General features: G+C 44.8%; 29 protein-coding genes. 13 read left to right on the top strand and 16 right to left on the bottom strand.

The genetic code is table 11. The annotated features are described in order from the left end of the window. Position 1 precedes the first annotated feature (1 nt). The 3 genes from fmt to lptG are packed head-to-tail and all read right to left on the bottom strand — an operon-like array spanning position 2 to position 2,658. Positions 2 to 949 carry a methionyl-tRNA formyltransferase gene (fmt, locus tag DOE51_RS13515; protein ID WP_142697079.1) on the bottom strand — a complete coding sequence of 316 codons (948 nt, stop codon included), beginning with the start codon at positions 947 to 949 and terminating at the stop codon, positions 2 to 4. Beyond that, positions 946 to 1,548, bottom strand: coding sequence for a peptide deformylase (gene def, locus DOE51_RS13520; RefSeq protein ID WP_142697080.1), 603 nt, complete (start codon positions 1,546 to 1,548; stop codon positions 946 to 948). Before def ends, fmt begins: the two co-directional genes overlap by 4 nt. A 30-nt stretch (positions 1,549 to 1,578) precedes the next feature. After that, entirely contained in the window at positions 1,579 to 2,658 is a 1,080-nt protein-coding gene (gene lptG / locus DOE51_RS13525; protein ID WP_142697081.1) for an LPS export ABC transporter permease LptG, read from the bottom strand. Positions 2,659 to 2,707: 49 nt separating this feature from the next. On the opposite strand from lptG, the gene DOE51_RS13530 reads away from it, so the two are divergent. Genes DOE51_RS13530 through DOE51_RS13550 form a run of 5 tightly spaced genes read left to right on the top strand, consistent with a single transcriptional unit; the run spans position 2,708 to position 6,640 of the window. After that, entirely contained in the window at positions 2,708 to 3,868 is a 1,161-nt protein-coding gene (locus tag DOE51_RS13530) for a PleD family two-component system response regulator (RefSeq protein WP_142697082.1), read from the top strand. 56 nt (positions 3,869 to 3,924) lie between these two features. Then, positions 3,925 to 4,749: a carboxylating nicotinate-nucleotide diphosphorylase gene (gene nadC, locus DOE51_RS13535; RefSeq protein WP_142697083.1), complete on the top strand. Its 825-nt coding sequence runs from the start codon at positions 3,925 to 3,927 to the stop codon at positions 4,747 to 4,749. Then, a complete protein-coding gene (locus tag DOE51_RS13540; RefSeq protein WP_142697084.1) occupies positions 4,749 to 5,498 on the top strand; it encodes a biotin synthetase in 750 nt (249 codons plus the stop codon). Before nadC ends, DOE51_RS13540 begins: the two co-directional genes overlap by 1 nt. Positions 5,499 to 5,511: 13 nt before the next feature. Next, the gene (locus DOE51_RS13545) at positions 5,512 to 6,060 is read left to right on the top strand and encodes a thioredoxin family protein (protein ID WP_142697085.1); all 549 of its coding nucleotides are present in this window, start codon (positions 5,512 to 5,514) and stop codon (positions 6,058 to 6,060) included. Between the two features lies 1 nt (position 6,061). Continuing rightward, complete coding sequence (locus DOE51_RS13550) at positions 6,062 to 6,640, top strand: GyrI-like domain-containing protein (protein WP_246845095.1); 579 nt, start codon at positions 6,062 to 6,064, stop codon at positions 6,638 to 6,640. A 64-nt stretch (positions 6,641 to 6,704) separates the two neighbouring features. On the opposite strand, the gene DOE51_RS13555 is transcribed toward DOE51_RS13550, so the two are convergent. Beyond that, positions 6,705 to 7,418, bottom strand: coding sequence for an SIMPL domain-containing protein (locus DOE51_RS13555; RefSeq protein ID WP_142697086.1), 714 nt, complete (start codon positions 7,416 to 7,418; stop codon positions 6,705 to 6,707). Positions 7,419 to 7,584: 166 nt separating this feature from the next. Here DOE51_RS13555 and DOE51_RS13560 point away from each other — a divergent pair, with 166 nt between their 5' ends. Next, positions 7,585 to 8,238, top strand: a complete 654-nt coding sequence (locus DOE51_RS13560; RefSeq protein ID WP_142697087.1) for an OmpA family protein — start codon at positions 7,585 to 7,587, stop codon at positions 8,236 to 8,238. Between the two features lie 66 nt (positions 8,239 to 8,304). Here the strand turns inward: DOE51_RS13560 and DOE51_RS13565 are convergent, their stop codons facing one another. Continuing rightward, on the bottom strand, positions 8,305 to 8,877 hold the full coding sequence (locus DOE51_RS13565; RefSeq protein WP_142697088.1) for an HD family phosphohydrolase: 573 nt from the start codon (positions 8,875 to 8,877) through the stop codon (positions 8,305 to 8,307). Between the two features lie 149 nt (positions 8,878 to 9,026). Here DOE51_RS13565 and DOE51_RS13570 point away from each other — a divergent pair, with 149 nt between their 5' ends. From DOE51_RS13570 to DOE51_RS13585, 4 genes are read left to right on the top strand one after another with little or no spacing between them, the layout of a single operon-like run. Then, positions 9,027 to 9,716 carry a MarC family protein gene (locus DOE51_RS13570; RefSeq protein WP_142697089.1) on the top strand — a complete coding sequence of 230 codons (690 nt, stop codon included), beginning with the start codon at positions 9,027 to 9,029 and terminating at the stop codon, positions 9,714 to 9,716. Between the two features lie 8 nt (positions 9,717 to 9,724). Beyond that, complete coding sequence (locus DOE51_RS13575; RefSeq protein ID WP_142697090.1) at positions 9,725 to 11,428, top strand: aspartate:alanine exchanger family transporter; 1,704 nt, start codon at positions 9,725 to 9,727, stop codon at positions 11,426 to 11,428. Positions 11,429 to 11,438: 10 nt separating this feature from the next. After that, entirely contained in the window at positions 11,439 to 11,942 is a 504-nt protein-coding gene (locus tag DOE51_RS13580; RefSeq protein ID WP_142697091.1) for a hypothetical protein, read from the top strand. 44 nt (positions 11,943 to 11,986) lie between these two features. Next, positions 11,987 to 12,769 carry an ABC transporter substrate-binding protein gene (locus DOE51_RS13585; RefSeq protein WP_142697092.1) on the top strand — a complete coding sequence of 261 codons (783 nt, stop codon included), beginning with the start codon at positions 11,987 to 11,989 and terminating at the stop codon, positions 12,767 to 12,769. On the opposite strand, the gene DOE51_RS13590 is transcribed toward DOE51_RS13585, so the two are convergent. From DOE51_RS13590 to DOE51_RS13630, 9 genes are all read right to left on the bottom strand, one after another. Beyond that, the gene (locus DOE51_RS13590) at positions 12,766 to 13,917 is read right to left on the bottom strand and encodes a hypothetical protein (protein ID WP_142697093.1); all 1,152 of its coding nucleotides are present in this window, start codon (positions 13,915 to 13,917) and stop codon (positions 12,766 to 12,768) included. The genes DOE51_RS13585 and DOE51_RS13590 overlap by 4 nt on opposite strands. Before the next feature lie 54 nt (positions 13,918 to 13,971). After that, positions 13,972 to 15,168 carry a protein-glutamine glutaminase family protein gene (locus tag DOE51_RS13595; RefSeq protein WP_142697094.1) on the bottom strand — a complete coding sequence of 399 codons (1,197 nt, stop codon included), beginning with the start codon at positions 15,166 to 15,168 and terminating at the stop codon, positions 13,972 to 13,974. 155 nt (positions 15,169 to 15,323) lie between these two features. Continuing rightward, complete coding sequence (locus tag DOE51_RS13600; RefSeq protein WP_142697095.1) at positions 15,324 to 15,614, bottom strand: hypothetical protein; 291 nt, start codon at positions 15,612 to 15,614, stop codon at positions 15,324 to 15,326. 12 nt (positions 15,615 to 15,626) lie between these two features. Continuing rightward, positions 15,627 to 16,727, bottom strand: a complete 1,101-nt coding sequence (locus DOE51_RS13605) for a pentapeptide repeat-containing protein (protein ID WP_142697096.1) — start codon at positions 16,725 to 16,727, stop codon at positions 15,627 to 15,629. Positions 16,728 to 16,729: 2 nt separating this feature from the next. Next, positions 16,730 to 17,125 (bottom strand): DUF2089 domain-containing protein, encoded by a 396-nt coding sequence (locus DOE51_RS13610; RefSeq protein WP_142697097.1) that lies wholly within the window; start codon positions 17,123 to 17,125, stop codon positions 16,730 to 16,732. Positions 17,126 to 17,343: 218 nt separating this feature from the next. Beyond that, complete coding sequence (locus tag DOE51_RS13615; RefSeq protein WP_142697098.1) at positions 17,344 to 17,604, bottom strand: hypothetical protein; 261 nt, start codon at positions 17,602 to 17,604, stop codon at positions 17,344 to 17,346. A 34-nt stretch (positions 17,605 to 17,638) separates the two neighbouring features. Further along, positions 17,639 to 18,637 carry a hypothetical protein gene (locus DOE51_RS13620; protein ID WP_142697099.1) on the bottom strand — a complete coding sequence of 333 codons (999 nt, stop codon included), beginning with the start codon at positions 18,635 to 18,637 and terminating at the stop codon, positions 17,639 to 17,641. A 274-nt stretch (positions 18,638 to 18,911) separates the two neighbouring features. Then, positions 18,912 to 19,424 carry a hypothetical protein gene (locus DOE51_RS13625; protein ID WP_142697100.1) on the bottom strand — a complete coding sequence of 171 codons (513 nt, stop codon included), beginning with the start codon at positions 19,422 to 19,424 and terminating at the stop codon, positions 18,912 to 18,914. 261 nt (positions 19,425 to 19,685) lie between these two features. Beyond that, on the bottom strand, positions 19,686 to 21,947 hold the full coding sequence (locus tag DOE51_RS13630) for an aconitate hydratase (RefSeq protein ID WP_142697101.1): 2,262 nt from the start codon (positions 21,945 to 21,947) through the stop codon (positions 19,686 to 19,688). A 113-nt stretch (positions 21,948 to 22,060) separates the two neighbouring features. Here DOE51_RS13630 and cobB point away from each other — a divergent pair, with 113 nt between their 5' ends. Continuing rightward, positions 22,061 to 22,771 carry a Sir2 family NAD+-dependent deacetylase gene (gene cobB, locus DOE51_RS13635; protein ID WP_142697102.1) on the top strand — a complete coding sequence of 237 codons (711 nt, stop codon included), beginning with the start codon at positions 22,061 to 22,063 and terminating at the stop codon, positions 22,769 to 22,771. Between the two features lie 14 nt (positions 22,772 to 22,785). Here the strand turns inward: cobB and DOE51_RS19205 are convergent, their stop codons facing one another. Beyond that, positions 22,786 to 22,959: a hypothetical protein gene (locus DOE51_RS19205; protein WP_168196451.1), complete on the bottom strand. Its 174-nt coding sequence runs from the start codon at positions 22,957 to 22,959 to the stop codon at positions 22,786 to 22,788. A 263-nt stretch (positions 22,960 to 23,222) separates the two neighbouring features. Between DOE51_RS19205 and DOE51_RS13640 the strand changes: the two genes are divergently transcribed. Both DOE51_RS13640 and DOE51_RS13645 read left to right on the top strand, forming a co-directional pair. Continuing rightward, positions 23,223 to 23,672, top strand: a complete 450-nt coding sequence (locus tag DOE51_RS13640) for a nuclear transport factor 2 family protein (protein ID WP_142697103.1) — start codon at positions 23,223 to 23,225, stop codon at positions 23,670 to 23,672. Between the two features lie 46 nt (positions 23,673 to 23,718). After that, on the top strand, positions 23,719 to 24,165 hold the full coding sequence (locus DOE51_RS13645) for a GFA family protein (protein WP_142697104.1): 447 nt from the start codon (positions 23,719 to 23,721) through the stop codon (positions 24,163 to 24,165). Here the strand turns inward: DOE51_RS13645 and DOE51_RS13650 are convergent. Beyond that, complete coding sequence (locus DOE51_RS13650; RefSeq protein ID WP_142697105.1) at positions 24,162 to 24,566, bottom strand: helix-turn-helix domain-containing protein; 405 nt, start codon at positions 24,564 to 24,566, stop codon at positions 24,162 to 24,164. The two genes, DOE51_RS13645 and DOE51_RS13650, sit on opposite strands and share 4 nt — an antisense overlap. Positions 24,567 to 24,583: the final 17 nt, after the last annotated feature.

The following is a 24,583-nucleotide window of genomic DNA, read 5'->3' on the forward strand; positions in this document are numbered from 1 at the left end:
CTTAGACGCCAAGCTTATCTCCTACTTTTAGATCGTGACCTTTTAAGAAATCAGCAACCGGCATGCGCGTGCGCGACTCGGGCTGAACTTCAAAGAGTTTCAAAATGCCTTCACCTGTCGCAACGGAAATATAATCCGGTTGCACCGAAGTGATCGTCCCTGGCTCAACAGTCGTGACACCCGAAACCGGTTGCACGCGGTGAATTTTCAACTTTTTACCTTGCAGTAAAGTGTAAACACCAGGTCCATAAACGAAACCACGAACTTTGCCGTCGATCGCCTTTGCAGACGTCGACCAATCAATTTGTGATTCATGTTTTTCAATTTTTTTCGCGAACGTCACTTGCGATTCATCTTGTGGAATTGGCGCCAAGTTTCCGCGCACGTAATCCATCAACTCCACTTTCAAAAGTTCAGCACCAAGGACTGCCAATTGATCGTGCAATTGCATCGCATCCATTTCAGGAGTGATTTTCACGCGACGAATACCGATGATGTCACCGGCATCAAGTTTCTTAACCATTTTTTGCAGTGTCACGCCGCTTTCGACATCACCGGCTTCAATCGCACGTTGAATCGGAGCTGCCCCACGCCAGCGTGGCAATACGGAACCGTGCACATTCACGCAACCAAAGCGGAATGAATCCAAAAATTCTTGAGTCAAAATTTGTCCGAAGGCCACAACCACAGCGACTTCAGCGCCCCAGTTGCGGATTTCTTCTAAAATAAGTGGATTGGATTTTAAAGATTCAGGCGCAAGAACTTTAAGACCGTTCATTTGCGCAACTTGTTTGACCGGAGACGGAGTCAGCTGCAGTTTGCGACCCGCAGGACGATCCGGTTGAGTCACCACGCCTACCACTTCAAAGTGCTCATCAGAAAGAAGCGATTTCAAAGATGTGACAGCAAATTCTGGAGTACCTAGGAAGCAGACGCGGACTTTACTCATTTCGTTTCGGCTTTCTCTGGTGCTGATTCTGTTTCTTCGTCTTTTTGTTTTGGTGGATAGCCGTGTTTTTTAATCTGAGTTTTGATTTTGTTGCTCTTCACGAAACTCAAGTGATCGATAAACAACGTCCCTTCCAAATGATCCAGCTCATGCTGCATGCAAATGCCAAGAAGACCGTCTGATTTTACGCGGAATTCTTTACCGTTAACATCGAACGCTTTCATCTCAACAACTTGATTGCGAGTCACAGTTTCGAAGTAACCAGGAACTGACAAACAACCTTCATCATAAGTTGTTTTGCCTTCACCGTTTACGATTTCTGGGTTGATCAAAATCAATGGTTGTTTCACAGCCTTTTCAAGCTCTGTCATGTCTTCGTCTTTGTAACGACGACCTTTATCATCGCGCGGGCGTGTGTCGATAACGACCATACGGATCAACTCACCGATTTGTGGTGCTGCTAAACCAATACCGTGCGCATCGTACATGGTCTCGATCATGTCGTCGGCAAGCTTTTGTAGCTCTGGGCCGAACGTTTCCACAGGCTTCGATACTTCACGAAGACGTGGGTCTGGGAATGTGAGGATTTTCCTGATCATATGAGACCTCCAAATCAGGCCCCCATTATATCAGCGTTTCGTGCGTTTGAGAAGGACCAAGGCCAAGAGCCCCATGAGTATGTTTGGTGCCCACGCTGCCGCTAAAGGTGGCAACGTTCCGTGTTGTCCAAGAGTGATTCCAGACGAATATAACACGTAATAAGCGAAAACCAGGGCCAAACAGATCCCCACGTTCAGCATTGTGCCCCCCGAACGAGCACGACCGACACTGAAAGGGATGCCTAAAAGACACATCACAAGGCCAGCAAACGCGAAGCTAATTTTCGAGTGATAATCGACCTCATAAGCGATCGTATCCAACCCCGCCTCTTTATTTTTATTGATGAAATGTTCCAGCTCTTTTTGTGTCATCATGCTGGAAGTTTGCCCGGCACTTTGCAGGTCTTTCGAGTCTTCGGCCATCACGATGCTTTTCGTTTTGAATTGCGTCGTTAAAGGGAAACTTGAATCCTTACTGAAAATCGTGACCGTTCCGTTTTCAAGAAGCCACTGTGTGCCTTTGATTTCGACATCGTGGGCCGTCATCATTTGCACTAAATCCCACGCCTCGTTGAACACATACATTGTCAAACCTTGAGCTTTATCCCCTTGGGCACTCAGAGTTTTAATATTGAAAATGGAATCTTTGGTGCGGTACCAGATCTTATTGGTCTTGACCGTTGAAAAGCGATGCGGCTCTTTTTTAATGTCGTAGTAAAAGATGTAGTTCTTTTCACGAGTCGCTGCGGGAATCAGACGATCACCAGCAGCATAACCAACCGCAGAAAGCACAATAACCAACGATAAGAGCGGCGTTGAGATTCTTAAAAGACTCATCCCGCTTGCAAATAACGCAACGAGTTCGTTGGCTTTATTCAAGCTTGTGAGCGTCAAAATAGTGCCCATCAAACAGGCGACCGGAAGCAGCTTTGAAATGATCTCTGGGAATGAATAAAGGTAATAGTTTAAGAGCGTGCCGGGAGCTACGTTCTTATACGAAGACAGCGTCGACATCGCATCCACGGCAGTAAAAAGAGTCAGAAAAATCAGAAGGCCACCGATGAAGTAACCAATAAATAGCCATGATGTGTAACGGTCGATGCGGTTCATACTGGTATTATGTCTTGACTCAATACGAAAATACTATTTAACTTTCCTTATGGCTTTACGCGTCTTACTTGCAGATGAAAGTTCCACAATTAAAAAGGTTATGCAACTGGCTTTGTCAGACTTCGCGGTCGACGTTAAAGCCGTGCCTGTGGGCCTTGATGTTTTGCCTGTCGCTAAGACATTTAAACCTGACATCGTTTTCGCAGATGTGCTTATTGCCAAACGCAATGGCTATGAAGTGTGTTCTGACTTAAAAAACGATCCTGAAACTGCCAACATTCCTGTCGTTTTGATGTGGAGTGGATTCATGGAAGTCGATGAAGCTAAAGTAGCAGCTTCCGGCGCCAATGGCCGTTTAGAAAAACCTTTCGATGCAGATCATTTGCGCAACTTAGTAAATGACCTTGTTCAAAAGGCTAAAACAAATCCTGTTAGCTCATTCTTGCAATTCCCAGAGATGCCAGACTTCGAAGAAACTCCTGCTGAAAATGCAGTCGTATCTGACGATGCCATTGGCAACGACGACGTTTACGCAATCCCAGAGGAAAGCGGAACTGGTTTCGCAGTTCTTCCTGAAGTTTCTGATGCTGATGCAAATCCCCTAGAAATTCCAGGTGAGGAATTCTCTGCAGTGCCTTTGACTTCTCCTCGTGGCGAAGAAGAACACGATGAAGGTGGCTGGGCTCACCAAGATTTGACGAAATTTAAAATCAATATCCCAGTTGAAAATGAAGCGACTGATTTTGCTTCGAAATTTGTGATTCCTCAGGATGATCTTTCGAATGCAACGTTTGAAGTTTCTGGCGACTTTGAAGAAGTTAGTTTCCACGGCACTGATGCTGAATTGGGACCTGACTTAACACAAAGACCTACAACATCAACAGGTGTGAAACCTGCGCCTGCGAAGCAAGCTCCTGTGGCTGCGAAAGCAGATCCTGCTGCTGGATTTGTAGAAAACATTCAGCGTTCCGTTAAAGATCAAATGATGGAATCCCTCAAAAAGGGTCCGTCTGCAGCGACTCCTTCTGCTGCAAAGTCCAATATCCAATCTCAAGGTGACATGAACGCCGAGATGATGGAAAAGATTGTTCGAGAGGAAGCTCGCGAAGTGATCGAAACCATCTGCTGGAAAGTCCTTCCCGAGATTGCAGAACGTATCATTCGCGAAGAGATCAACAAGATCCTTCGTGAAACTGAGAAATCTATTTAGTTTTATTTAAGCAGCCTGCCGCTATCCTCTCGCGCAACTGCCCGAGAGGTATTCACATGACATTGCTTGAACTTATTCGCGCCGCAATCAAAGAAGACATGCCTAATGGTGACGTGACGACTGAGTCGTTAGCGCTAAAACCACGTCAAGGCCGCGCACGCTTGAAAGCAAAAGAAGACATCGTCCTTTCTGGTGCTGCTGCCTTCGAACAAACAATGCAACTGTTGGAACCAAGCTGCCGCGTGAAGTGGCACTTCGAAGAAGGTGACGAGATCTTGAACGGTCAAATCATCTGCACAATCGAAGGCGATCTTTTGCAAATCTTGAAAGCGGAACGCGTGGCTTTGAATTTCTTGGGCCATCTTTCTGGCATCGCGACACTTACTCGTCGTTTCGTAAAAAAAGTTCAAGACACTTCAACGAAGATTCTTGATACACGCAAAACAACTCCGGGCTTTCGTGATCTCGAAAAGCGTGCGGTTGTTCATGGTGGAGCTGTCAATCACCGCATGAATTTAAGCACGGCTATTCTTATTAAAGACAATCACATCTCGGTGATGGGTGGAATTAAAGAAGCTATTTCACGTATTCGTGAACACAGCAATTTGCCAATCGAAGTTGAAACTCGCACTTTGGATGAAGTGAAAGAGGCGATTTCTATGGGCGCGACTCATCTGTTGTTAGATAATATGAATAACGACATGTTGAAACAGGCTTTGGCGTTAATTCCTGAAGGTGTAAAAACTGAAGCCAGCGGCAACATGAATTTGGATCGCGTGCAGTCTGTTGCGCAATTAGGTGTAACTTACATCTCTGTCGGCGCGTTGACTCACTCTGCTCCGTGCGCGGATGTCAGCCTTGTTTTCCAGTGGGAAGAATAATGGACACTCCAGTAGCAGATATCAAAATTGGTGATATCACAGCTCGTTGGGCTGAAAACAATCACCTATTCGCGTCTTATCACGCTTCGATTGAAAGCACGAACACACTTGCCAAAGAAGAAGCTTTTCACGAATCGATGCTGCAAGAATCTTTGTGCTTGTACGTGACTGATTCCCAAACAGCAGGTCGCGGTCGTGGTAAAAATTCTTGGATTCATGATCAAGTGGGATCGGCTTTGTTAAGTTCATGGTCGTATTTGTTGAATGTGAAGCCTCAACCGACATTAGCATGTCTTGTGGGCCTTGCAGTTTACAGAGCATGCTCGACGACGTGGCCCTTCTTACAGTGGAATTTGAAAGCTCCGAATGACATTTATATCGGCGACAAAAAAGTGGCTGGTATTCTGCTAGAAAACGTTGTGCAAGGTAACGATGTTCGTTTGATCATTGGTCTTGGTTTCAACGTCACAGCTTCACCAGAGGCAGTGACAACATCGACAAGTCTTTTGGAAGAGCTGCCACCGGGTGCTCCCCTTTTGGGTCAAGATTACTTGGCGTTCTTGGATCGTTTGTTGTTTGAATTGACGGATGCAGTTTCACATTCTGATGAGCAGCTTTCGCCAACAGATCAATTGTCTTTGCTGACAGCTTTGAATCTTCATCCTTTGTTGAAAGAAAAATACACAATGGTTGAAGCCAACGGCAGTCTTCTAGTGGGTGATAAAAAAATCGACTGGATGAGTTTATAAAAGGAGACTTGCGATGGCTTTGACATTTACTCCGTTCGCGGAACTTGGATCTGACTGTCCTCAATTTACTTTACCTGCGATCGACGGCAAAACTTACTCGTCGAAGGACTTTGCTAATGGCAAACCTTTAGTGGTGATGTTCATCTGCAATCACTGTCCGTATGTACAAGCGATTGAAGATCGTTTGATTCAATTAGGCACTGATCTTAAAAAAGATGCGATCAATGTGGTTGCAATCTGCTCAAACGATGCGGCCGACCATCCTGAAGACTCATTCGAAAACCTGCAAAAACGTGCACAGGAAAAACACTACCCGTTCGTTTACTTGCACGATGAATCACAGGACGTTGCCAAAGCCTTCGGCGCTGTGTGCACGCCAGATTACTTTGTCTATGATGGCAATTTAAAATTGTCTTACCGTGGTCGCCTTGACGATTCATGGAAAGACGCTTCGAAAGTAACTAAAAGAGAATTATATGACGCCGTTCAAACCCTCGCAAAGGGCGCGAAGGTGTCTGATGAACAAACGGCCTCTATGGGCTGTTCAATTAAGTGGAAGTAAAATGAAATACGTATTGGTATTTATTATCGCAGCTATGATTTCGTTCGGTGTTTACCTTGCAACATACCTTGGTGCCTTTAAAGGTGTTGAAATCACTCAAGCGAAACAAGGTCCTTTCAAAATCGTTTACATCGATCACATCGGTCCTTATCACAAAATGAATAAAGAAATCGAAATCGTTGAAAAGTACTTTGTTCAATTGGGCAAACCTTGCGGCAGAACTTTCGGCGAATACTTGGACGATCCACAGACAGTTGAAGAAGCTCGCTTGCGTGCAAAAGCAGGCTGCTTGGTAGAGGAAGTTCCAGCGAATATGCCAGAAGGCTTCAAATCTGGTGAATTCCCAGTGCGTGATTATGTCGTAGCAAGCTTCACGGGATCGCCTGGTATTGGTCCGATGAAAGTGTACCCACGCGTAAATGATTTTATGAAAGAACACGGCCTTAAACAAGAAGGCGCTGTGATCGAAATCTACGAAATCCATTCTATCACTGAAAAGAATGCGATGACGACAACGTACTTGTTCCCGCTTCCTTCTGCATCAGCAGAGGCTGCCCCAGCAGCAACAGCTACGAAATAGCAAATAAAAAGGGCCTTGCGATTAGCAAAGCCCTTTTTTTATTTCATAAAATCAGTGTCTGTACTTAGTTGATTTCGTATTCTGCTGTCACTTCAACGCGAACTTTGATCTGTCCACCTGAAAGTTCAGTGGGTGCGCTATCCCCCGCTGCCATTGCTTTCATCGCAAAGCCACGATTCATCGGCATTGGCGGTCTGATTGCTGAAGCACCGTGAGAAATACGCGCCACATTTTTGATTTTTACGCCCGCAGCTTTGGCAATTTCTTCCGCTTTTGCTTTTGCTGAATGAACAGCATCTGCCAATGCCGCTGTTTCAACCCTTTGTCTTTGATCTGAATCCCAGTTGATGTTGTTCACGTTCACACCAGAATCCGTGCCTTTTTTCTCGACCACCAAGGCATCCAAGAAATTTCCAGCATCAGCTACGTTTCTGAATGTCACAAGCACGTTGTTCACAACTCTGAAACCGACCATTTTGTTTTGTTGCGTTTTTTGATCGTAAATATATTCCGGATTCAAAGAATAGTTATCCGTTTGGATATCTTCTTTTTTGATTTTGAAATCGTCGAAAGTTTTCTTCACTTGTTTGTATTGAGTCGCGGCAAGCTGTTGAGCTTGTTTCGCAGTCGTGGCTTTACTCCATACCTCGACGTTCATGATAACCATGTTTGGATCAAGACCTTTTTCGGCTGAACCAGATACGATGATCAAGCGATCATCCGCGTGAGCGATACAAGTAGCAAATGTGAGAATCAGGGCTGCAATTGTCTTTTTCATAATCTGCCTTTCGTTTTTTGAAACACTTAACGATAAAACGAAGAGAACTCGGGTCGCAAATGTATTAGTTTGAATCGTGAAACCTGGACGCGGCGTTCTTCCTCTTGCGTAACTTATGTCAAATTCCAGATAATGTTGAAGTTCTAGTAAAAGGAGAAATAGTTCCATGAAAAAAATGATCGTAATGGCGAGCATGTTCGCAGTAATTTTGAGTGCTTGCGCGACTATTGAAGATAATAAAAAAACGGCTGCGGGTGCTGGTATCGGTGCCGTTGTTGGTGGTGTTGCAGGTGCGGTGATTGGTCACCAAACTGGCAATCGTAATGCGGGTGCCCTGATCGGCGCGACACTTGGCGCAGGTGTTGGTGGTTTGATCGGTAATCGTTTAGATAAACAGCAAAAAGAACTAGAAAAAATTGCTGAAACAAAAAGAACTGAACAAGGCCTTATCACGAAGTTGAAAAGCGATATCTTGTTTGACACAGGTAAAGCTGATTTGAAGCCAGCAGCTAAAGAAAACATCAATCAACTAGCTGCAATCATGAAAAAATACCCAGAGAACGTATTGACGATCAAAGGTTACACTGACAGCACGGGTTCAGACAAAGTGAACAAACCACTTTCTGAAAAACGCGCTCAGGCAGTTCGTGATCAATTGCTTGTGGCTGGTATCCCGGCAAACACGGTGTCTTCATTGGGCATGGGTTCTGAAAACCCAGTTGATGCTAGCAAATCTAAAGATGCTTACGCAAAAAATCGTCGCGTAGAAATCGAAATCACTGTTGATGAATCTAAAGTGCCAAAACAAAAAGGCGCATAGTTCTTCACTCACCTAGTGAAAATAAAAAAGCCGGTTTCAACAACCGGCTTTTTTTATTTACGAATGTTACTTCATCAATTCGCGGGCTAATTCCAAGAAGCGCGCTTCTGTCACTTCCGGCTGCCATGGAATGATTGGGAAATCAAACGGCTCATCTTCACGAATACCCCATGACTTCAAATCTTTCGTGATCAAATCGCGAACTTCAGTCGCAAGCAAGCGACGATCAATTTGTTTCACAATCTTAGGAGCTGGGAATTCAAGATTGAATTTCTTAGAAATCGCCCAGTGAATGCGCGATTCAATAATTTCAAAATCAGGAAGCAATGCTTTAACCGGAGACACCAAGTCACCAATATACGTTTCCGTCGCATCATGAAATAGCATCTGCAAGGCCACTTCTTTCGTTGGCGAAACTTGCGCACCCAAACAAGAATGCTGACCTACGCTATAGAAAAAACGCGTATGACCGTTGAAGCGTGCCTGACGTGCTAAAGCACAAGCGATGTCTTCAATACGAATCGCATCGGGCTCTGGTTTTAGAATGCTAAAACGATTTCCTGAAAGGGTTACGACCCATGATTTCTCAATCACTTCAGGTTTGTTCAATCTTTCTGGTAAAGCAGCTAGTTCAATCATGGGAAAAACGGATATCCCAGGCGGATCGAAGTTGCATGACAAATCTGGGTCAATACGGTGTGTTATTTGGCTTTTTAATGCCCTGTTCTTAGGCAGCCCGACTCTACAAAACTTTACGGAGTTTGAGGAAACCGCTGTCATATTTAAAGATGTTTAGGGAATATGCTTTAACCTTTTTTAAGGACCTCTTTTTGGTCATGGCGGCCTTGATCCCTATTCTGAATCCCATGGGCCAAATGCCGATTTTCTTATCGCAAACCCAAGATATTCCCGCAGTGGATCGCAAAATTTTGGCGCAAAAAATTGCGACCTATGGATTTTTTATTTTAGTCGGCTCAATGTTCATCGGCACTTATCTTCTAAAATTTTTCGGAATCTCGCTTCCAGTTGTGCAAGTGGGCGGTGGCTTGCTTGTCAGCCTAACGGGCTGGAGCCTGTTGCAATCACCGGACACACCCGCAGGAACACTGACGCCGAATCAGCAACAAGCCGTCGACAACGAAGCGATTCGTGCTGCTTATTCGCGCCGCGCTTTTTTTCCACTGACGTTTCCATTAACAGTGGGCCCCGGAAGTATTTCCGTCGCAATCACCCTGGGCGCAAACTTACGCACGCAAGCGACCGGTGAAGGCATCATTTTAGTTTCAAGCATCCTTGGAGTCGTCGCTGTCGCAGCTACTGTTTATTTTTGTTATCGCTATGCAGATCGTTTGGTTTCTCGGCTTGGAGAAATAGGAGCCGTCATCGTTCTGCGTCTGTCGGCATTTATTTTATTGTGCCTAGGAATTCAAATCATGTGGAACGGATTAAGCGAATTACTCAAATCGCTTCACATTTAGGAGCCCTCATGGATTTCAAATTACTGATCGCAAATCACCCCGAGATTACAATTTTTTTCGCGATCCTGCTTGGAAATTTCATCGGTAAAATTAAGATCGGTCATTTCTCCTTGGGAGCCGTCATTGGAACTTTGATTGCCGGTTTAATCGTCGGTATTTTTGTGGTGCCTGATATTCCTGAAATCGTGCGCTGGGCGTTCTTTGATTTGTTCTTGTTCGCAATTGGTTATTCAGTGGGGCCGCAATTTTTTTCTTCTTTGCGACGATCGGCTTTGCCACAAATTATCATCACTGTGACTGTGAACTTGGGCGGTTTGTTCGCGGCCATTGCCTGCGCTTATTTCTTTCGCTTTGATACGGGTACAACAGCGGGTGTTTTATCAGGGGCACTGACCCAATCCGCTGCTTTGGGTACGGGTATCAACGCCATTCACAGTTTACCAATTTCCGAAGATCAAAAAGCAGTTCTAACAACGAATGTTCCAATCGCCGACGCCATGACATACGTGTTCGGTGACTTAGGATTAATTCTTATTTTAGTCGTGATCTTACCTGCCCTTTTCAAAATTGATTTGAAAAAAGAAAGTGCCGCCCTTGAAGAGTCGTTAAAAAAAGACGGCATCGGAGGTGCTTCGGAAAGCTTTTTCAAAACTGCGAACAAAGAAACCGTTCGCGCTTATGTCGTCACCAACCCCAAATATATTGGTCGGCCGATCTCTGAAATTGAACATGAATTCAAAGACAATCGCATGTTCATTGAAAAAGTCAGCCGCGATGGAAAAGTTCAAGAGGTCGACACCAATTTCGTTTTACAAAAAAGCGACTTGGTCACGGTCACGGGCTGGCGTTCGGGATTCATTCACGGCGTTGAGGCCATCGGCCCTGAAGTTGACAGCCACCAAATGCTGACTGTTGAAACTCAAGAACGAAAAGTATTTATCACCAACAAAGAATACGACGGCATGAAGATGTCACAACTTGCTGAACGCGGTCGAGGCCTGTATTTAAGAAAAATCACCCGCGGAGGAGTCGAGCTGCCTATCGGTGCCAACCTTGAATTGCATCGCGGTGACGTCCTTTATCTGATCGGCGCACCAAAAGATTTAAACGTTGCGACTTCTAAATTAGGTTTTGCGGAAAGCGATCCAAAAAAATCGGATCTGGCATTTATCGGTGCCTGTATTTGTATTGGTATTATTTTAGGTATGTTCAGTTTGCAGGTTCATGACATCCCTTTGGGATTAGGCGCCAGCGGCTCCGTCCTTGTCGTCGGCTTGATCGCAGGTTGGGCACAAAAAAGAGTTCCGTACATTGGTTCAATCCCAGAATCCGCGCAGCAAATATTAATCGATATTGGCTTGATTGTATTTATCGCTGTTGTCGGGCTGAAAGCTGGCCCGCATGCGGTCGATGCCATTAAAGAAGGTGGTTACCCGATGGTTCTTAAGATCCTGGGGGCCGGAGCGATCACGACAGTCGTAGGACCATTTTTGGGTTTTTTCGTGGGACGCTTTCTATTAAAACAAAATGCCGCGACGACGTTAGCGACCATTGGTGGCGCACAGACCGCAATGCCTTCTTTAAATGCGATTCAAGACGCATCCGGCAGTAAGGTTCTTGCCACTTCCTTTACATTGCCTTATGCGATCGGAAATATTCTTCTGACGCTATGGGGCCCGGTGATTGTTGCAGTCTCGCGATTGTGGCAGTAAGCTTTATGACATGAGTTCATACGTGTTTTTGACAGAATGTGCAGATTTTGGTGAAGCCCAAGTCGTAAAATCTTTTTTGGTGTCGCAAGGCTTTCACCCGAAAGTTCGCGATGAACAAATGCGTACGGTCGCTCCCCATCTTCAAAATCTTCTGGGTAAGCTTGTCATCGAAATTCCAGAAGTCGAATTCATGAGCGCTTCTGAAGCTCTGGAAGGTTTAGAAAAACAACGTCTGGAGATTGTGCGCCCTGAAGATCATGACGAACAGGCTGCGGCTCTGGCTATCACTCAAGGGACTGCAAAACGATCTTTGATCAACGCCGTATTAGGATGTGTGTTTATTCCTGTTTTGTGCAACTTGTACTCGATGTTTCTTACATGGAAAGTTCTTGCAGAAGAAAGACCTCTGTCACGCATCAGCCGAACTCGCATTGCACTTGCGACTATTTTTAATATTCTTGGATTTTATTTTTGGCTTACGTTTGGTCTGAAACACTTTTTGCAGAATATGTAAAGTCACACGTACTCGGTGCCTAGCGCTTCGAGTATCCTGTCAGCATGAAATCTTGCTTTATTTTTCTGACTTTCTTTTGTGTGATCATCTTTTGCCCCAAAGGATTTTCAGAGGTAAAAACCAATGAATTCGAATTCGTCGGTTACGAAGTCGAACCGTTCTATTTTAAATCTGGCACAGAAGGCATCACTGGCGCTTATTTCGAAATCATGACCGAAACCTGCAAGCATTTGCAGATGCGCTGTAAATTCAGAATCATTACGAACTTCCGCGAAGTATTCAAACTGGTTCGTGATGGCAAGGTGGATTCTTCAGGACCGTATGCGTTTATTCAACCCCGCGAACAAGCGTTGTATTTCAGTCCCCCTCTCTTTAAAACTGGTTATGGCTTTTATGGTTTAAAGAAGAATGTCACACCAATTAAATCACTCAACGATCTTCGAGGGCTTTCCATCGGGGTCCTTTATCCGTCGAATACCTCTTTGAGCCTTACCCGCATCAACGAATTTGTAGACGGCAAAATTAAATTCGTCCCTGAAACATCGGTTCCGAAACTGCTGCAAGGAGCTGAGCACAATAACTATCCTTTAATTTATTTAAATACTGATGCGGCACGAGTGCAGATTGCAAAACGCCACAGCCCCCTTGAGCAAGTTCCCAAGCTGGGCGAGACCGCAGAATATTATATCGTATTTTCAAAGCAGCTGGTGACGCCTGAACGTTTCGAGAAAATCAAAAAAGCTCTTGAAGAATTGCGCGGTTCCATTTTCTTCCAAGAGGTTGCAAAGAAATACCAATTGCAACCCTCTGACGAAAAAACCAATTAACCAAAGACAGGCCCACACGCGCGACGTGAAGAGTTCACTTTGTTCGTGATCGCATTATAAAGATCCACAAACTTCATCGCTACAAGTTTGAACGACCCGCGCACATCACCAATTTGCAAACGCACGAATCCTTTAACCACTGGTGACACTGTGATGCGCACCCAGTTATGACGTTCTGATTTATTCGTGAACGTCAAAAGATCTGCCAATGGTGGAGGTGGCAATCCCAAACTAGAACTTAAGCCTGCGGAAAAATAGTCCGGAGAAGCCGAACTATATCCCGGTACCGCTGGTGGATAGAATGAAGAACCTTTGATGGTGTCGGCACCTTCGCGACGGCCTAATGAAATACCCGCTTTACCAACAACACCGACAACGCTGACTGCAGCCTTTGTGTTATCAAAAACTTCTGAGTTATGGAAAAGTTCAAAAACGAATGCACGGCTTTTTTTATTGTAAGCGAGTGAAAAACCAAGCTCTTCAGCTCCGCCGCCGCCCTTGCGTAATACGCCCGTTTCCGCAACGATACCGACAGAAGCACTTAAACCAAATTCATTTGATTCAATAACCAATGGCGCTTGCGAAAACAGTTTATAGTCGATGCCTTTAAGAATCGCCGCCACCGCATCCTGACGACGTTGCTGAAACGTACGTTTTTCTTTTGGTTCAGACGGTTTGCCTTTGCCGATGGCTTTCATCGCACCTGACTTCACAACACTTAAAGCATCACCGACAAGACTGCCAACACCAAATACAACGCTTGTCGAACTTAAGATACGCGCCGCATTTGATAAAAATAACACGCGCATGTCTTGAAACTTCTTTTGGCTTTCTGGCGTCATGCTTTCATAAGGTTGCAACGGGTCTATTTCTTCCAGTGAACCACCACGCGCGATGATTTGTTCTTTGACCTTGTCTGGAATTTTTAAACCCAAAGCTTCCTTCATCGCCTCGCGATCGGGAATTTGTTCGAAAGAAAAGATTTTGGCCTCAGAAACTTTGATCAGCAGTTGCTCGCGCTGCGCGACCTGTGCGGGCTCTAGCAACGTTTCTGACGTTTCCATTTCTGGAACGTCATCAGCGTGAGCAAAACGCAGCGGAAGTGCCACTGCCAAGATCATCAATAAGGATGTTACTAAGTTCTTCATAGTCCTTTTACTTTCTTATCGTTCGCACACGCACGGGGTTTGTTTTTAAAACTTTTAAATTCCAATTCTTAAAACTGACAAAGTCCAATCGAAGATCTTGATCCACACCGACTTCTTTGGAAGTTCGTTGTTCGCTTTTAAGCGATAGTATTGGATCAAATCTTTGAAGTAGTTGTTATAATATTCTTCCATCAGATGAGCGCGGTTGTAGCGTGCACCATCTGTCGCGCCCAATCTTGAAGCTTCAGTCACGTAAAGGCGCAAAGTTCCTTTTGTGTCTTGCTTGTACATTTTCGCGTACCATTGATCGAGTTTCACTGGCTTACCAACGAACGGATCAATCACCCACCAACCGCCATCGCTGCTTTTAACTGCCGTCGCGACATGGAATTGCCAGATGATATCGCCGACGATAGCTTTCATAGACCCCGCCACAAAGACTTTGCGGATCGAGTTCTTATCGATACCCATGTACAACGCTTCCAGATGTGCAGTCATCGCACGGCCAAAACAGAATCCCATTTTATGATCGGGATCGTATTTGTTTACTTTTAAAAGTCGCGCCACCGGATGACGTGTCACTTCTTCATAAAGCTTACGCACCGTTTGTTTATCAAGCGCATTGATCTTTTTGCCTGAATACGTAGCCGCAGATTCAGCATTCATCTGCTTTAATACTTCGTTATTCATCGCCACAGCTTCTTCAGGAGTTTTAGCTGTGTTATCCCAGATCAAGTTTTCTGCTGTGTATTTCGTAAGAATGTCTTCAACAAATTTATTTCCGACGATGGCGGCCCGTTCTTCGAAACTGAATCCGGCAAGATCTAAAATACGATCTTTACGCTCTAATTGCAGTTCTGTGTAATTGCCTGAAAACGCGCTTAAATTTTTGTTTTCGCCTTTTTCAGTGCGACCTAATGCGCGAGCAAGCTTCAAAGCTGTCGCTTGCTCTTTCGTCAGCGTGCGACCTAGCAGGCTTGTTACATCTTTTGAAAGTTTTAGGTCTGCGATTTCAAGATCTTTAAGGATAGCTTGGAATTGAGCGCGCGCTTCCGGTGTGATTTCAGCACCACGATTCACGACCTTGTCGATGAACGCCATGTTGAAATCATTCAGGACGAGATTGAATTCATTGCCGATGAAACTGCGTGATGGTTCTAGATAAGAACTTGGCTCTTCACCCAATAAAGCAAACTCGCAGCGTTCCGCCGCGGAAACCGCTCCTGCAACCAGGAGTGGTAGTATTGCCAATAGAGCATGCCTCATGAAGTTCATCACAACAGTGAATTTCAAGGTTTATGCCGCGATTTCACTGCCTTATGGAAATATTAGAGGCATTCTGCAATTATCTTTTAAACAGGGTCAGCGAAAAATTGTCGCCGTCTCAGAATGAGACAGCGCAATGACTAAGATTGATGACGATACTTTTCTGTCCAAAATCCACGATCGCAATGACCGTATTTGAAATAACGGCCATAGTGATGACGTAGTCCATGGTAGCGTTTCATCGAACGCTTCGACGGCATAATCATCATCTTCACGATTTGAATCAGCATGAACAGACAAGCGATATGCCAGTACGGAATATTTAAGTACAACGGTGGCGCTTCACTTAAATAGATGGGCGCAAGATAATTCCAGATGAAGTAAACTGGAATCGCCCAGATCATCGCACTGACAAGTTTAAAAACTTTCATAACAACGTACTCCTACTTAGCTAAACCAACTGCTGCCAGGAAGGCTTCGTTCCCGTCGATTTCGACATCAGACAGTTGAATATTTTGAATTTTAATATCGCTTAAATTTACATTGCGGATTGTGACGTCAGTGAACGTGCAATCGGAAAAAACTGTTTTATGGAATTGGCAGTTTTCAAAGTGCATGTCGACGAAACCTTTTTTACGAAGTGACCAGGATTCATCGGCAGTAAAAATCACCTCCGAAAATTGGCAGTTCATAAAATTAGCATCACGGAATGAGGCACCTTTAAGCACGCAGTCTTTCATCGTGGAATTCATGAAATGCACATCATGGAAAGCCACACCATTCATATCAAGGCCATCAAGCAAGCTTGAACCCATGTTCATGTCTTGAATGCTGACTCCGTTGAAAGTGCTATCAGCGATTTCCGATTCATTCGACAATTGCACATCTTTGAACATGCAGCCGTTGAATTCTGTTTCTGTGATGCTGCTTTCATCGTTCAATTGCACGTCGCTGACTTTGCAACCATGGAAGTGCGTGCCGATGATTTCGCTTTTAAGTAGCTGCATATCTTTTAAGGAACTCCCCGCCACGCCGATCTTAGAAATCTGGCTGCTGTTCAAATGCAGATCTTCCACACGGCTTGCATCAATGCGGTTTTCGTTCATCTTCGATTGTTGAAGCATGACGTCTGCAAACGATGACATCGTGATGGAATTCGCTTTGAATTCTGAATTGGGTCCCGATGGCGCTTCAAATTTGCTCATCGTGATAGAGTTGTCTTCACCATCTTCTTGGGGATTGAAGCCGCGGAAAGCCTCACCCATTTTTTCGTGAATTTTATCATGAATAAAAGAGGCGAAGTGAGGAGGTCCTCTGCGATGATCACGCGGGCCACGGGACCATGGACCACGCTCTCTGAAACGGTCACGGTCCGCGCGACCGCGACGACGTTCTTCGCGAGAATCTCCTCTCTCAGAAGATGACTCATTGGAGCCCTCCGCTTGAGACTTCTTCATCAACTCATCAATGAGGGCCGTCGCCTGATCATCAGTAAGTGCGCCGCTTTTACTCATTTCAATAATTCGTTTAATTTGATCTTTCATTTTTACGAGCCTTTCGTTGTTTTGATCAAAGCCATCGCTTCGTCAAAAGTGATTTCGCCTTTTTCAAGACGAGTAAGAACCTCTTCTGTTGTCAGAGGTTTTGGTGGTTCCCCTTTTGCGCGCTCCTCGTACTCACCGACTAATTTATTTTTCAGTTGAGTCAGACGATTGCGGATTGTGGGATAGCTCAGACCCAAAGCAGGCTCCATGTCGCGCACTCGTCCTTCACAGCGAATGAAGATACGTAAGAAGTGCAGATCCTCAGGCGATAGAGTCGCGAACTCATTCAACTGAAAGGGACCTTCAACACGGATGTCGCAATGACCACATGACAAGACCGTAGGGCTCAAAAGGCCGTGGCATACTGGGCATAGAATATTTGAATCGATATTGCTCATGCCCTATTAATAGCACTACAGACTTTAATATTTCAAATATATTTTTAACATTTTAAATAATCGGCATATTCATTCTAATAAAATCAATAACTTAGGACTGTTTTAATATTTTAAAGAGAAAATTCATAAGGGAGCCTAATAATATCCGCGCTCCCCGCCAAACGAAAAAAGGACTTCTTGCGAAGTCCTTTTAATTATCATCACTCAGTTTTTGCGAACTATTTAAAAATAAAACGATCGGCTTTCATAATATCAAAGTCCTTCTTATTAAGATGGACAAGAAGTTTACCTGATCGCGTTGGCCCATTCGTAGCCTCAAAATTTTTGCGGGGAATTCTAAAAGTATTATTGTTAGCCGAAATTTTCACCCAATTTGTATCGAATGCTTTTACTTCAGCTGGAAAACTAATATCGGATGTCACTGCTCCATAAGAAACAGATGCAAAAAGAAGAGACACGATCACTAATATTTTAATCATTGTACACCACCTTGTCTTTGAGAACAGATTATTTTTAACGACCAAATTTTCTAGAGATACCGACACGGGCTAGATCTCGATCGTTATTGCGGTTGAACGAAGCCACGCGACTGAAGCTTGCGAAGACCTTCCATTGTTTGCCAACCGAGCGCTCCACTTGCAAAGTGATCAGCCCATCGAGTTCTGCACCACCAGAGTCTCTTGAGTTGTTTGCGACATAGGGACCAGCGCCAGCACTGACAGTCCACTTGTCAGTCAAAGGCTGTACGAACCAACCTTGAACGGCGACGCCTTGACGATTCACGCGAGTGCCGTCATCACCTTCGACGATAGCAGCCACCGATGCAGCCCAAGGGCCGTCATAGATTTTTGATTCTACACCACAACCTTGAGCCGCACTGGTACCGCCATGATTGGTTTTCGCAGTTCCCGCTGTGACGCTAAACCAAATTGGTTTTTCCGAAGTGTCGTTGCTGCCTTGATAAGTCGAAGAACCAAAATTTTTGCCCACACCAATAAGGATAGCATTGGTCGATGGCGCACCAGGCATCTCGACATGGTTTAAAGCAAAACGCATATGCAAGCCCGGAGAAAGTCGATCCATATTCGCAAGAAGAGCCAAGGACACCAAGGCACCTAAATTTGGATCGTCGTATTCCGTGCCGTTTATTTTTGTCGTGTTCATACTAAAATAGGGACCAACTCCGACTTCGGCGCTGATGTGGTTGTTGATATTTTTTCTGAAGACGATTTGTGAACCAAAACCATCGCGATGATTATTGTCAGGGTGTCCTTCGTTATAATGAAAAACATCAACACGCAGTTGTCCGTCAGAATCAAATTCATGACCAAAGCGCACTTCAAAAGTTTTAGCTTTCATTGATTTATCATCGACCGCGCCAGTGCCATAAGCTTTGCCGTCGCCGTAAGTCGCCGAAGTGTAAGAGCCATGATTTGTTGTCGCAGACTCAGAATATTGAGCTGCCGCAACCACAGGTAAAGCGAAAGCCAAAGCCATTAAATAAACGTTCATATCAACCTCAAGAATTTAGTTATCAGTGAGGTGATCAGCAAAGCATTTGCCATGACTGTCAATTTTGCGTGATATTGCGTGATCTTAATCAAACCAAGGCTTATGAAAACCTGAATGGAAATGACGGAATTTACGACGAACGTGTCCTAACGAAAAAAAGAGATCATTACAGAGCAAGAATCAGAACTCCTGAAGTTTAGTGTATTTCACTGACCAACTTCTAGGCAGAAGGCACGAAGATGGCTCGTGCCTTCGGATTCTAGCGTGCGCAGAGCTAATGGTTCGGATTCGACATAGGTGCTTCAAAACCCGTGACGGCAAACCACTTTTCTTCAGATCCCGCCATCACAAATATAATTGGCGCGATACAAGTTTTAGGAAGCTTGATCCTCGCATTAATCTCAGAATTGCCCGAGGTCGTTGCTCGATAACCGCGAGTCAGCACCTTTGTCATGGAAATTCCACCGCTGTTGTTTTCAGAGAGACAGCTGACCATAGCGCGGAATTCTTTTTCATCATTCTTGCCGCGAAGGTTTGGTGGAACCACAGACGCATCACTAAACACTAAACCCTTAACGCTAATTTTCAAATGACCATCTGTCGAAAGAGAACCCTTTGCGCTCCTGATCTCCCACGGCAACTCATCACCGAGCACTCCGCGAATCTGAGTCCCTCCTACAAAGGGCCCATCAACTCCATACATAGTATCAAACTTCAAAATGTCGGCGGCATTTGTGATTGCTGGCATTGAAAGAGCAAGTGCCATAATAAACAACGTTTTTTTCATCATTCACTCCAATCTGTTTCAGTTTTATGACTGCATAAGGTTTCGGAGTGTGATCATCAATACAGGAAAAGAGATAATCAATTTGCAGATTTGGAATGTGCATACAATCAACGTGAACACTTTTGTAGGGTATCAGCAAACGCCCTTAAACCATTTTTGGTATTTCACGAATCGGTCCTCGCCCAAAAAAAACAAAAACCCCACAACCTCTTCAGATTGTGGGGTTTGATTTGGTGTTGCTACCGAAATCGTATCCGTAGTTTATAGACCACGGATCAAGTTCAATGCAGAACCCGCGCGGAACCATTTCAATTGTTCTGCGTTGTACGTGTGTTTCAACTCGATTGATTCAGTTGAACCATCAGCGTGCTTGATGTTCATTTTTACGTTTTTGCCTGGAGCTAGATCTTTAAGATCTACCAACGAAACTTTGTCTGCTTCTTGAACTTTGTCGTAGTCTTTTGGATTTACGAAAGTCAAAGCCAACACACCTTGTTTTTTCAAGTTTGTTTCGTGGATACGTGCGAATGATTTCGTGATAACAGCCGTTGCGCCAAGATGTCTTGGGCACATCGCTGCGTGCTCACGAGAAGAACCTTCACCGTAGTTTTCATCACCGATGATCACCCAACCTTGGTGAGCTTTTTGGTAAGAGCGTGCGATTTGCGCGAACTCAATACCAGTTTCACCAGTCAATTGGTTCTTACCTTTACCGATTTCACCTGTGAATGCATTGTCTGCACCCAACAACATGTTGTTAGAGATGTTGTCCAAGTGACCACGGTAGTTCAACCATTTACCACCCGGAGAGATATGGTCTGTCGTACATTTGCCTTTTGCTTTCGCAAGAACCAAATTATCAACGAAGTCCTTACCATCCCATTTAGTGAATGGAGACAACAATTGCAAACGATCCGAAGCCGGATTGACTGCTACAGACGCTGTTGCACCTGCTGGTTTTTGGTAACCAACTGTATCAGCGATGAAACCTTTTGCAGGCAATTCAGGAGCTACTGGAGCTTGCAATTTCACTGAACCTTTTGGTCCAACCAATTCGTCAGTCATAGGATTGAAATCCAAACGACCCGCAAGACCCAAAGCCATTACGATTTCAGGAGATGCGATGAACGCCAAAGTTTCTGGGTTCGCATCGTTACGTGCGCGGAAGTTACGGTTGAAAGAAGTTACGATTGTATTCTTCTCGCCAGATTTAACGTCGTCACGTCTCCATTGACCGATGCAAGGACCGCAAGCGTTCGCAAGAACTGTCGCGCCTACTTCGTTGAACGTTGCCATTTGGCCATCACGTTCAATTGTGTTTTGGATTTGTGTTGAACCTGGAGAAACCAAGAATGGAGATTCCATTTTCACGCCCACTTCCATAGCTTGTTTTGCTACGAAAGCTGCACGACCGATATCTTCGTAAGAAGAGTTCGTGCAAGAGCCGATCAATGCAGAAGAAATCTTAACTGTGTAACCTTTCTCAGCCACTTCTTTTTTAAGTGCAGAGATTGGACGAGCCAAGTCTGGAGTGTGAGGACCAACAAGGTGTGGTTCCAAAGCAGACAAATCGATTTCGTAAACTTCGTCGAAGTATTTACCTGGATTTGCGATAACGTCAGCATCCGCAGACAAGATGTCTTTGTGAGCAGCTGCGATCGTTGCAAGCTCAGTGCGACCTGTTGAACCAAGGTACGCGCCCATGCGATCGTCGTATGGGAATACAGAGCAAGTTGCACCCAACTCAGCACCCATGTTTGTGATCGTTGCTTTACCAGTACAAGAAATTGATGAAGTACCTTCACCGAAGTACTCAACAACTTTATCTGTACCACCTTTAACAGTTAGCATTCCGCAAAGTTTCAAGATCACGTCTTTTGCAGAAGCCCAACCGTTCAATTTACCTTTCAAGTGAACACCGATCAATTTCGGATTTTTCACTTCCCAAGGAAGACCAACCATCACGTCAGAAGCGTCAGAACCACCAACACCAACAGCACACATACCCAAACCACCCGCATTCGGAGTGTGAGAGTCCGTACCGATCATCAAACCACCTGGGAACGCGTAGTTCTCAAGAATAACTTGGTGAATGATACCAGCGCCTGGATGCCAGAAGCCGATGTTGTAACGAGAAGAAGCTGTCGCCAAGAAGTCATAAACTTCTTTGTTTGTAGAATTCGCAACAGTCATGTCTTGATCTTTACCTTTGTAAGCTTGGATCAAGTGGTCACAGTGAACCGTTGAAGGAACAGCAGCTTCATCTTTACCTGCTAGCATGAATTGCAACAAAGCCATTTGTGCTGTCGCATCTTGCATCGCTACGCGGTCTGGTCTCAAAAGCAAAAAGCTTTCACCACGAACTAATTCTTGATTTTGTGGATCATCTAAGTGACCGAACAAGATTTTTTCTGCAAGAGTAAGAGGACGATTCAAACGATTACGAACAACTGCAAGTCTTTCAGCTGTCTTCTTGTAAACGTTCTGCACCATTTCTGGCGTAGTTTCGATTTTCGAAGCCATTGTATTTGCCTTTCTTTTTAGAACGCCCCATCCTAATGAAAATCAGTTGAAAGCGCAAACAAAACTGCCGTTCAACAGGTCCTCACGGGCCCGACTTTCTGCGAGGCATAAAGGTGAACACTCTGCTCTTCAAAAACATCGTGATCCTTACTGGTGCAGGCATTTCCGCCGAGTCAGGGATTCGCACGTTCAGAGATCAGAATGGCTTGTGGGAAGATCATCGCATCGAAGACGTAGCGACGCCCGAGGCCTTTCATCGCAACCCGGAATTAGTTCAACGCTTCTACAACGCGAGAAGAGCTCAACTGAAAGATCCACAAATTAAGCCTAACGCCGCACATCTTGCTCTGGCAGAGCTGGAAAAGCAGTGGGAAGGCGACTTTCTGCTCGTAACACAAAACGTCGACAATCTTCACCGCAGAGCGGGTTCTAAAAATCTGCTGCACATGCATGGCAGGCTGGATCGCGTGCGTTGTTTGAGTTGCGAAGAAGAGTTTGAGTGGCTGGAAGATGTCGCTGTAAATGAGGATTGTCCTCATTGCGGCATCAAAGGTGCGCTTCGCCCTGACATCGTGTGGTTTGGTGAAATGCCTTACCATATGGAGCAAATTTACGACGCGCTTGAGAAAGCCGATTTATTTATCTCGATCGGCACCAGCGGCAACGTCTACCCTGCCGCAGGTTTTGTGCAACTTGCCTGGAAAGCACGCAAAATTGAAGTGAACATGAAAGACACCGAAATTTCTAGAGCATTTGCGGAACACTTTGTAGGTCCCGCAACCGAGCAGGTGCCTCACCTGATTTCACTTCTGCTTGGAGAATAAGCTGAAGCGCGGACTTATTTCTCTTTTCGCACACCTTTAAAAGGTTTATCGTCAGCTTTGACATTCATGAACTGACCGGTGCGCAGATCTCTTTCAACCCAGTGACCTGTTGCCGTATTAAAAACCTGACTGCGTTGGCGAACGGCGCCGTCTCTGTGACCATCACCTTTTTTACCTACGGTAGCCATAAAATCCTCCTGCTAAAGTCAGCATAGCAGGAATGCTTGAGTGAGTTTTGTTTTTGATTCCCCACAGAAGACCAACGTCGATGTCTCAACTTTGGATTGTCGAATCACCGTGTCATGATTTTTTTTCGGCCAAAATATCGCTCATAAGCAATTTAGCTCATTAATAACTTTTCAGTAAGTAATCCACAAAAAAGTGCCTACTTTTTTTTAAAACAGTTCTTTGCTATCTTTTAGATAGTTACTTCCCAACAGAAAGGAAAAGTATGAAAACACAAGAGCAAATCAGACAAACCGCACAACAAACATTCCAAAACCATCTCGACTATCTTTCTAGTGGCCGAGTTGAAGACTGGGTGAATTTATGGAGCGAAAACGGCATCCTTGAATTTCCCTTCAAGCTTCCCGTCTATCCAGACAAAGTCGAAGGTAAAGCGATGATCCGCGAATACATGAATCACTTTCCAGACACTCTGAAAGTTGAGTTTTCAAAGCCAGTATTTCATCGCACGGAAGATCCGACGCTGGTCATTGCTGAATTCACAGCCCGCGGCCACATGCTAACGTCAGGACGAGAATACAATCAAACATACATCTCTGTGGTGTATACGGAAGACGGTAAAATCGCGCGCTATAAAGACTTCTGGGATCCACTCGTCGCTTTGAATGCACTAGGTGAAAATAACAACTACAAAGGTGCGACGGCCACAATGTAACAACATCGAGGCAGGAGCGATCCTGCCTCTTTTTTTAGAGGTCACCATGTCAACGATTCCAGCAAGCCCCTACAGCAAACTTGATTTTTCATTTCCTATTCGCGGTTCCCGCAACTGCGGCGCTGTGGTATTTACAGCCACAGAAAAACCACGAATTGCCTTTCACTGTCATTGTGAACACTGTCAGAAATTTTCTTCGAGTGGTCACGCTTCTTATGTTTTATTTAATAAAGAGACTTCAAAAATTTCAGGAAAAACTTCGACGTGGAGCTATCTTGCCGACAGCGGAAACACGACGACAAAACATTTTTGCAGCACCTGTGGCACTCAAGTCTACAGTCAGACCAGTGGACATCCCAATAACATGATTGTGGCCGCTTCTTGCTTAGAAGCGAAAGACCTTTTCATCCCAAGTATCGCCATGTTTACAAAACACGCCGCCCCTTGGGATCTGATTGCTGAAAACCTGGCTCGCTATGAAGCGGGCGTTTAGATATTCTTAGCGACTTTTCTAATTTTAGCTTCGTGCCCGACAGACCACTCGCAAAGCACAGTGATCGCGGGCCTGACGCTTTTACCAAAGCTTGTCAGTTCATATTCCACACGCGGAGGAACTTCAGGAAAGACTTCGCGTTTGATAAGCTCTAAGTCTTCAAGCTTTTTCAAAGTTTGTGTCAGCATTTTCGGTGAAATCGTAGGAATTTGCTTCTGCAATTCTCCGTAGCGTTTTTTACCTTCCATCAAAACAACCAGCACGATGATTGTCCACTTATCGCCAAGTAGTCGCGCCCCCAGACTGAAAATACACGTCTCATCAAAAAGCGGTTTCTTTTTGATTTTTTCAACCATCGTATCAATTTTGTCTTGGAAAAAAGCTTCTTCTCCGCGTGCCATAGCCACACATCCTTTTA

The sequence above is a fragment of the Bdellovibrio sp. NC01 genome, assembly GCF_006874625.1.
Classification (GTDB): Bacteria; Bdellovibrionota; Bdellovibrionia; order Bdellovibrionales; family Bdellovibrionaceae; genus Bdellovibrio.

What these genes read in the sequence shown, in the direction of transcription:
- fmt (WP_142697079.1), bottom strand. Translation starts at nt 949, where the DNA reads ATGAGTAAAGTCCGCGTCTGCTTCCTAGGTACTCCAGAATTTGCTGTC.
- def (WP_142697080.1), bottom strand. Translation starts at nt 1,548, where the DNA reads ATGATCAGGAAAATCCTCACATTCCCAGACCCACGTCTTCGTGAAGTA.
- lptG (WP_142697081.1), bottom strand. Translation starts at nt 2,658, where the DNA reads ATGAACCGCATCGACCGTTACACATCATGGCTATTTATTGGTTACTTC.
- DOE51_RS13530 (WP_142697082.1), top strand. Translation starts at nt 2,708, where the DNA reads ATGGCTTTACGCGTCTTACTTGCAGATGAAAGTTCCACAATTAAAAAG.
- nadC (WP_142697083.1), top strand. Translation starts at nt 3,925, where the DNA reads ATGACATTGCTTGAACTTATTCGCGCCGCAATCAAAGAAGACATGCCT.
- DOE51_RS13540 (WP_142697084.1), top strand. Translation starts at nt 4,749, where the DNA reads ATGGACACTCCAGTAGCAGATATCAAAATTGGTGATATCACAGCTCGT.
- DOE51_RS13545 (WP_142697085.1), top strand. Translation starts at nt 5,512, where the DNA reads ATGGCTTTGACATTTACTCCGTTCGCGGAACTTGGATCTGACTGTCCT.
- DOE51_RS13550 (WP_246845095.1), top strand. Translation starts at nt 6,062, where the DNA reads ATGAAATACGTATTGGTATTTATTATCGCAGCTATGATTTCGTTCGGT.
- DOE51_RS13555 (WP_142697086.1), bottom strand. Translation starts at nt 7,418, where the DNA reads ATGAAAAAGACAATTGCAGCCCTGATTCTCACATTTGCTACTTGTATC.
- DOE51_RS13560 (WP_142697087.1), top strand. Translation starts at nt 7,585, where the DNA reads ATGAAAAAAATGATCGTAATGGCGAGCATGTTCGCAGTAATTTTGAGT.
- DOE51_RS13565 (WP_142697088.1), bottom strand. Translation starts at nt 8,877, where the DNA reads ATGATTGAACTAGCTGCTTTACCAGAAAGATTGAACAAACCTGAAGTG.
- DOE51_RS13570 (WP_142697089.1), top strand. Translation starts at nt 9,027, where the DNA reads ATGTTTAGGGAATATGCTTTAACCTTTTTTAAGGACCTCTTTTTGGTC.
- DOE51_RS13575 (WP_142697090.1), top strand. Translation starts at nt 9,725, where the DNA reads ATGGATTTCAAATTACTGATCGCAAATCACCCCGAGATTACAATTTTT.
- DOE51_RS13580 (WP_142697091.1), top strand. Translation starts at nt 11,439, where the DNA reads ATGAGTTCATACGTGTTTTTGACAGAATGTGCAGATTTTGGTGAAGCC.
- DOE51_RS13585 (WP_142697092.1), top strand. Translation starts at nt 11,987, where the DNA reads ATGAAATCTTGCTTTATTTTTCTGACTTTCTTTTGTGTGATCATCTTT.
- DOE51_RS13590 (WP_142697093.1), bottom strand. Translation starts at nt 13,917, where the DNA reads ATGAAGAACTTAGTAACATCCTTATTGATGATCTTGGCAGTGGCACTT.
- DOE51_RS13600 (WP_142697095.1), bottom strand. Translation starts at nt 15,614, where the DNA reads ATGAAAGTTTTTAAACTTGTCAGTGCGATGATCTGGGCGATTCCAGTT.
- DOE51_RS13605 (WP_142697096.1), bottom strand. Translation starts at nt 16,727, where the DNA reads ATGAAAGATCAAATTAAACGAATTATTGAAATGAGTAAAAGCGGCGCA.
- DOE51_RS13610 (WP_142697097.1), bottom strand. Translation starts at nt 17,125, where the DNA reads ATGAGCAATATCGATTCAAATATTCTATGCCCAGTATGCCACGGCCTT.
- DOE51_RS13615 (WP_142697098.1), bottom strand. Translation starts at nt 17,604, where the DNA reads ATGATTAAAATATTAGTGATCGTGTCTCTTCTTTTTGCATCTGTTTCT.
- DOE51_RS13620 (WP_142697099.1), bottom strand. Translation starts at nt 18,637, where the DNA reads ATGAACGTTTATTTAATGGCTTTGGCTTTCGCTTTACCTGTGGTTGCG.
- DOE51_RS13625 (WP_142697100.1), bottom strand. Translation starts at nt 19,424, where the DNA reads ATGAAAAAAACGTTGTTTATTATGGCACTTGCTCTTTCAATGCCAGCA.
- DOE51_RS13630 (WP_142697101.1), bottom strand. Translation starts at nt 21,947, where the DNA reads ATGGCTTCGAAAATCGAAACTACGCCAGAAATGGTGCAGAACGTTTAC.
- DOE51_RS19205 (WP_168196451.1), bottom strand. Translation starts at nt 22,959, where the DNA reads ATGGCTACCGTAGGTAAAAAAGGTGATGGTCACAGAGACGGCGCCGTT.
- DOE51_RS13640 (WP_142697103.1), top strand. Translation starts at nt 23,223, where the DNA reads ATGAAAACACAAGAGCAAATCAGACAAACCGCACAACAAACATTCCAA.
- DOE51_RS13645 (WP_142697104.1), top strand. Translation starts at nt 23,719, where the DNA reads ATGTCAACGATTCCAGCAAGCCCCTACAGCAAACTTGATTTTTCATTT.
- DOE51_RS13650 (WP_142697105.1), bottom strand. Translation starts at nt 24,566, where the DNA reads ATGGCACGCGGAGAAGAAGCTTTTTTCCAAGACAAAATTGATACGATG.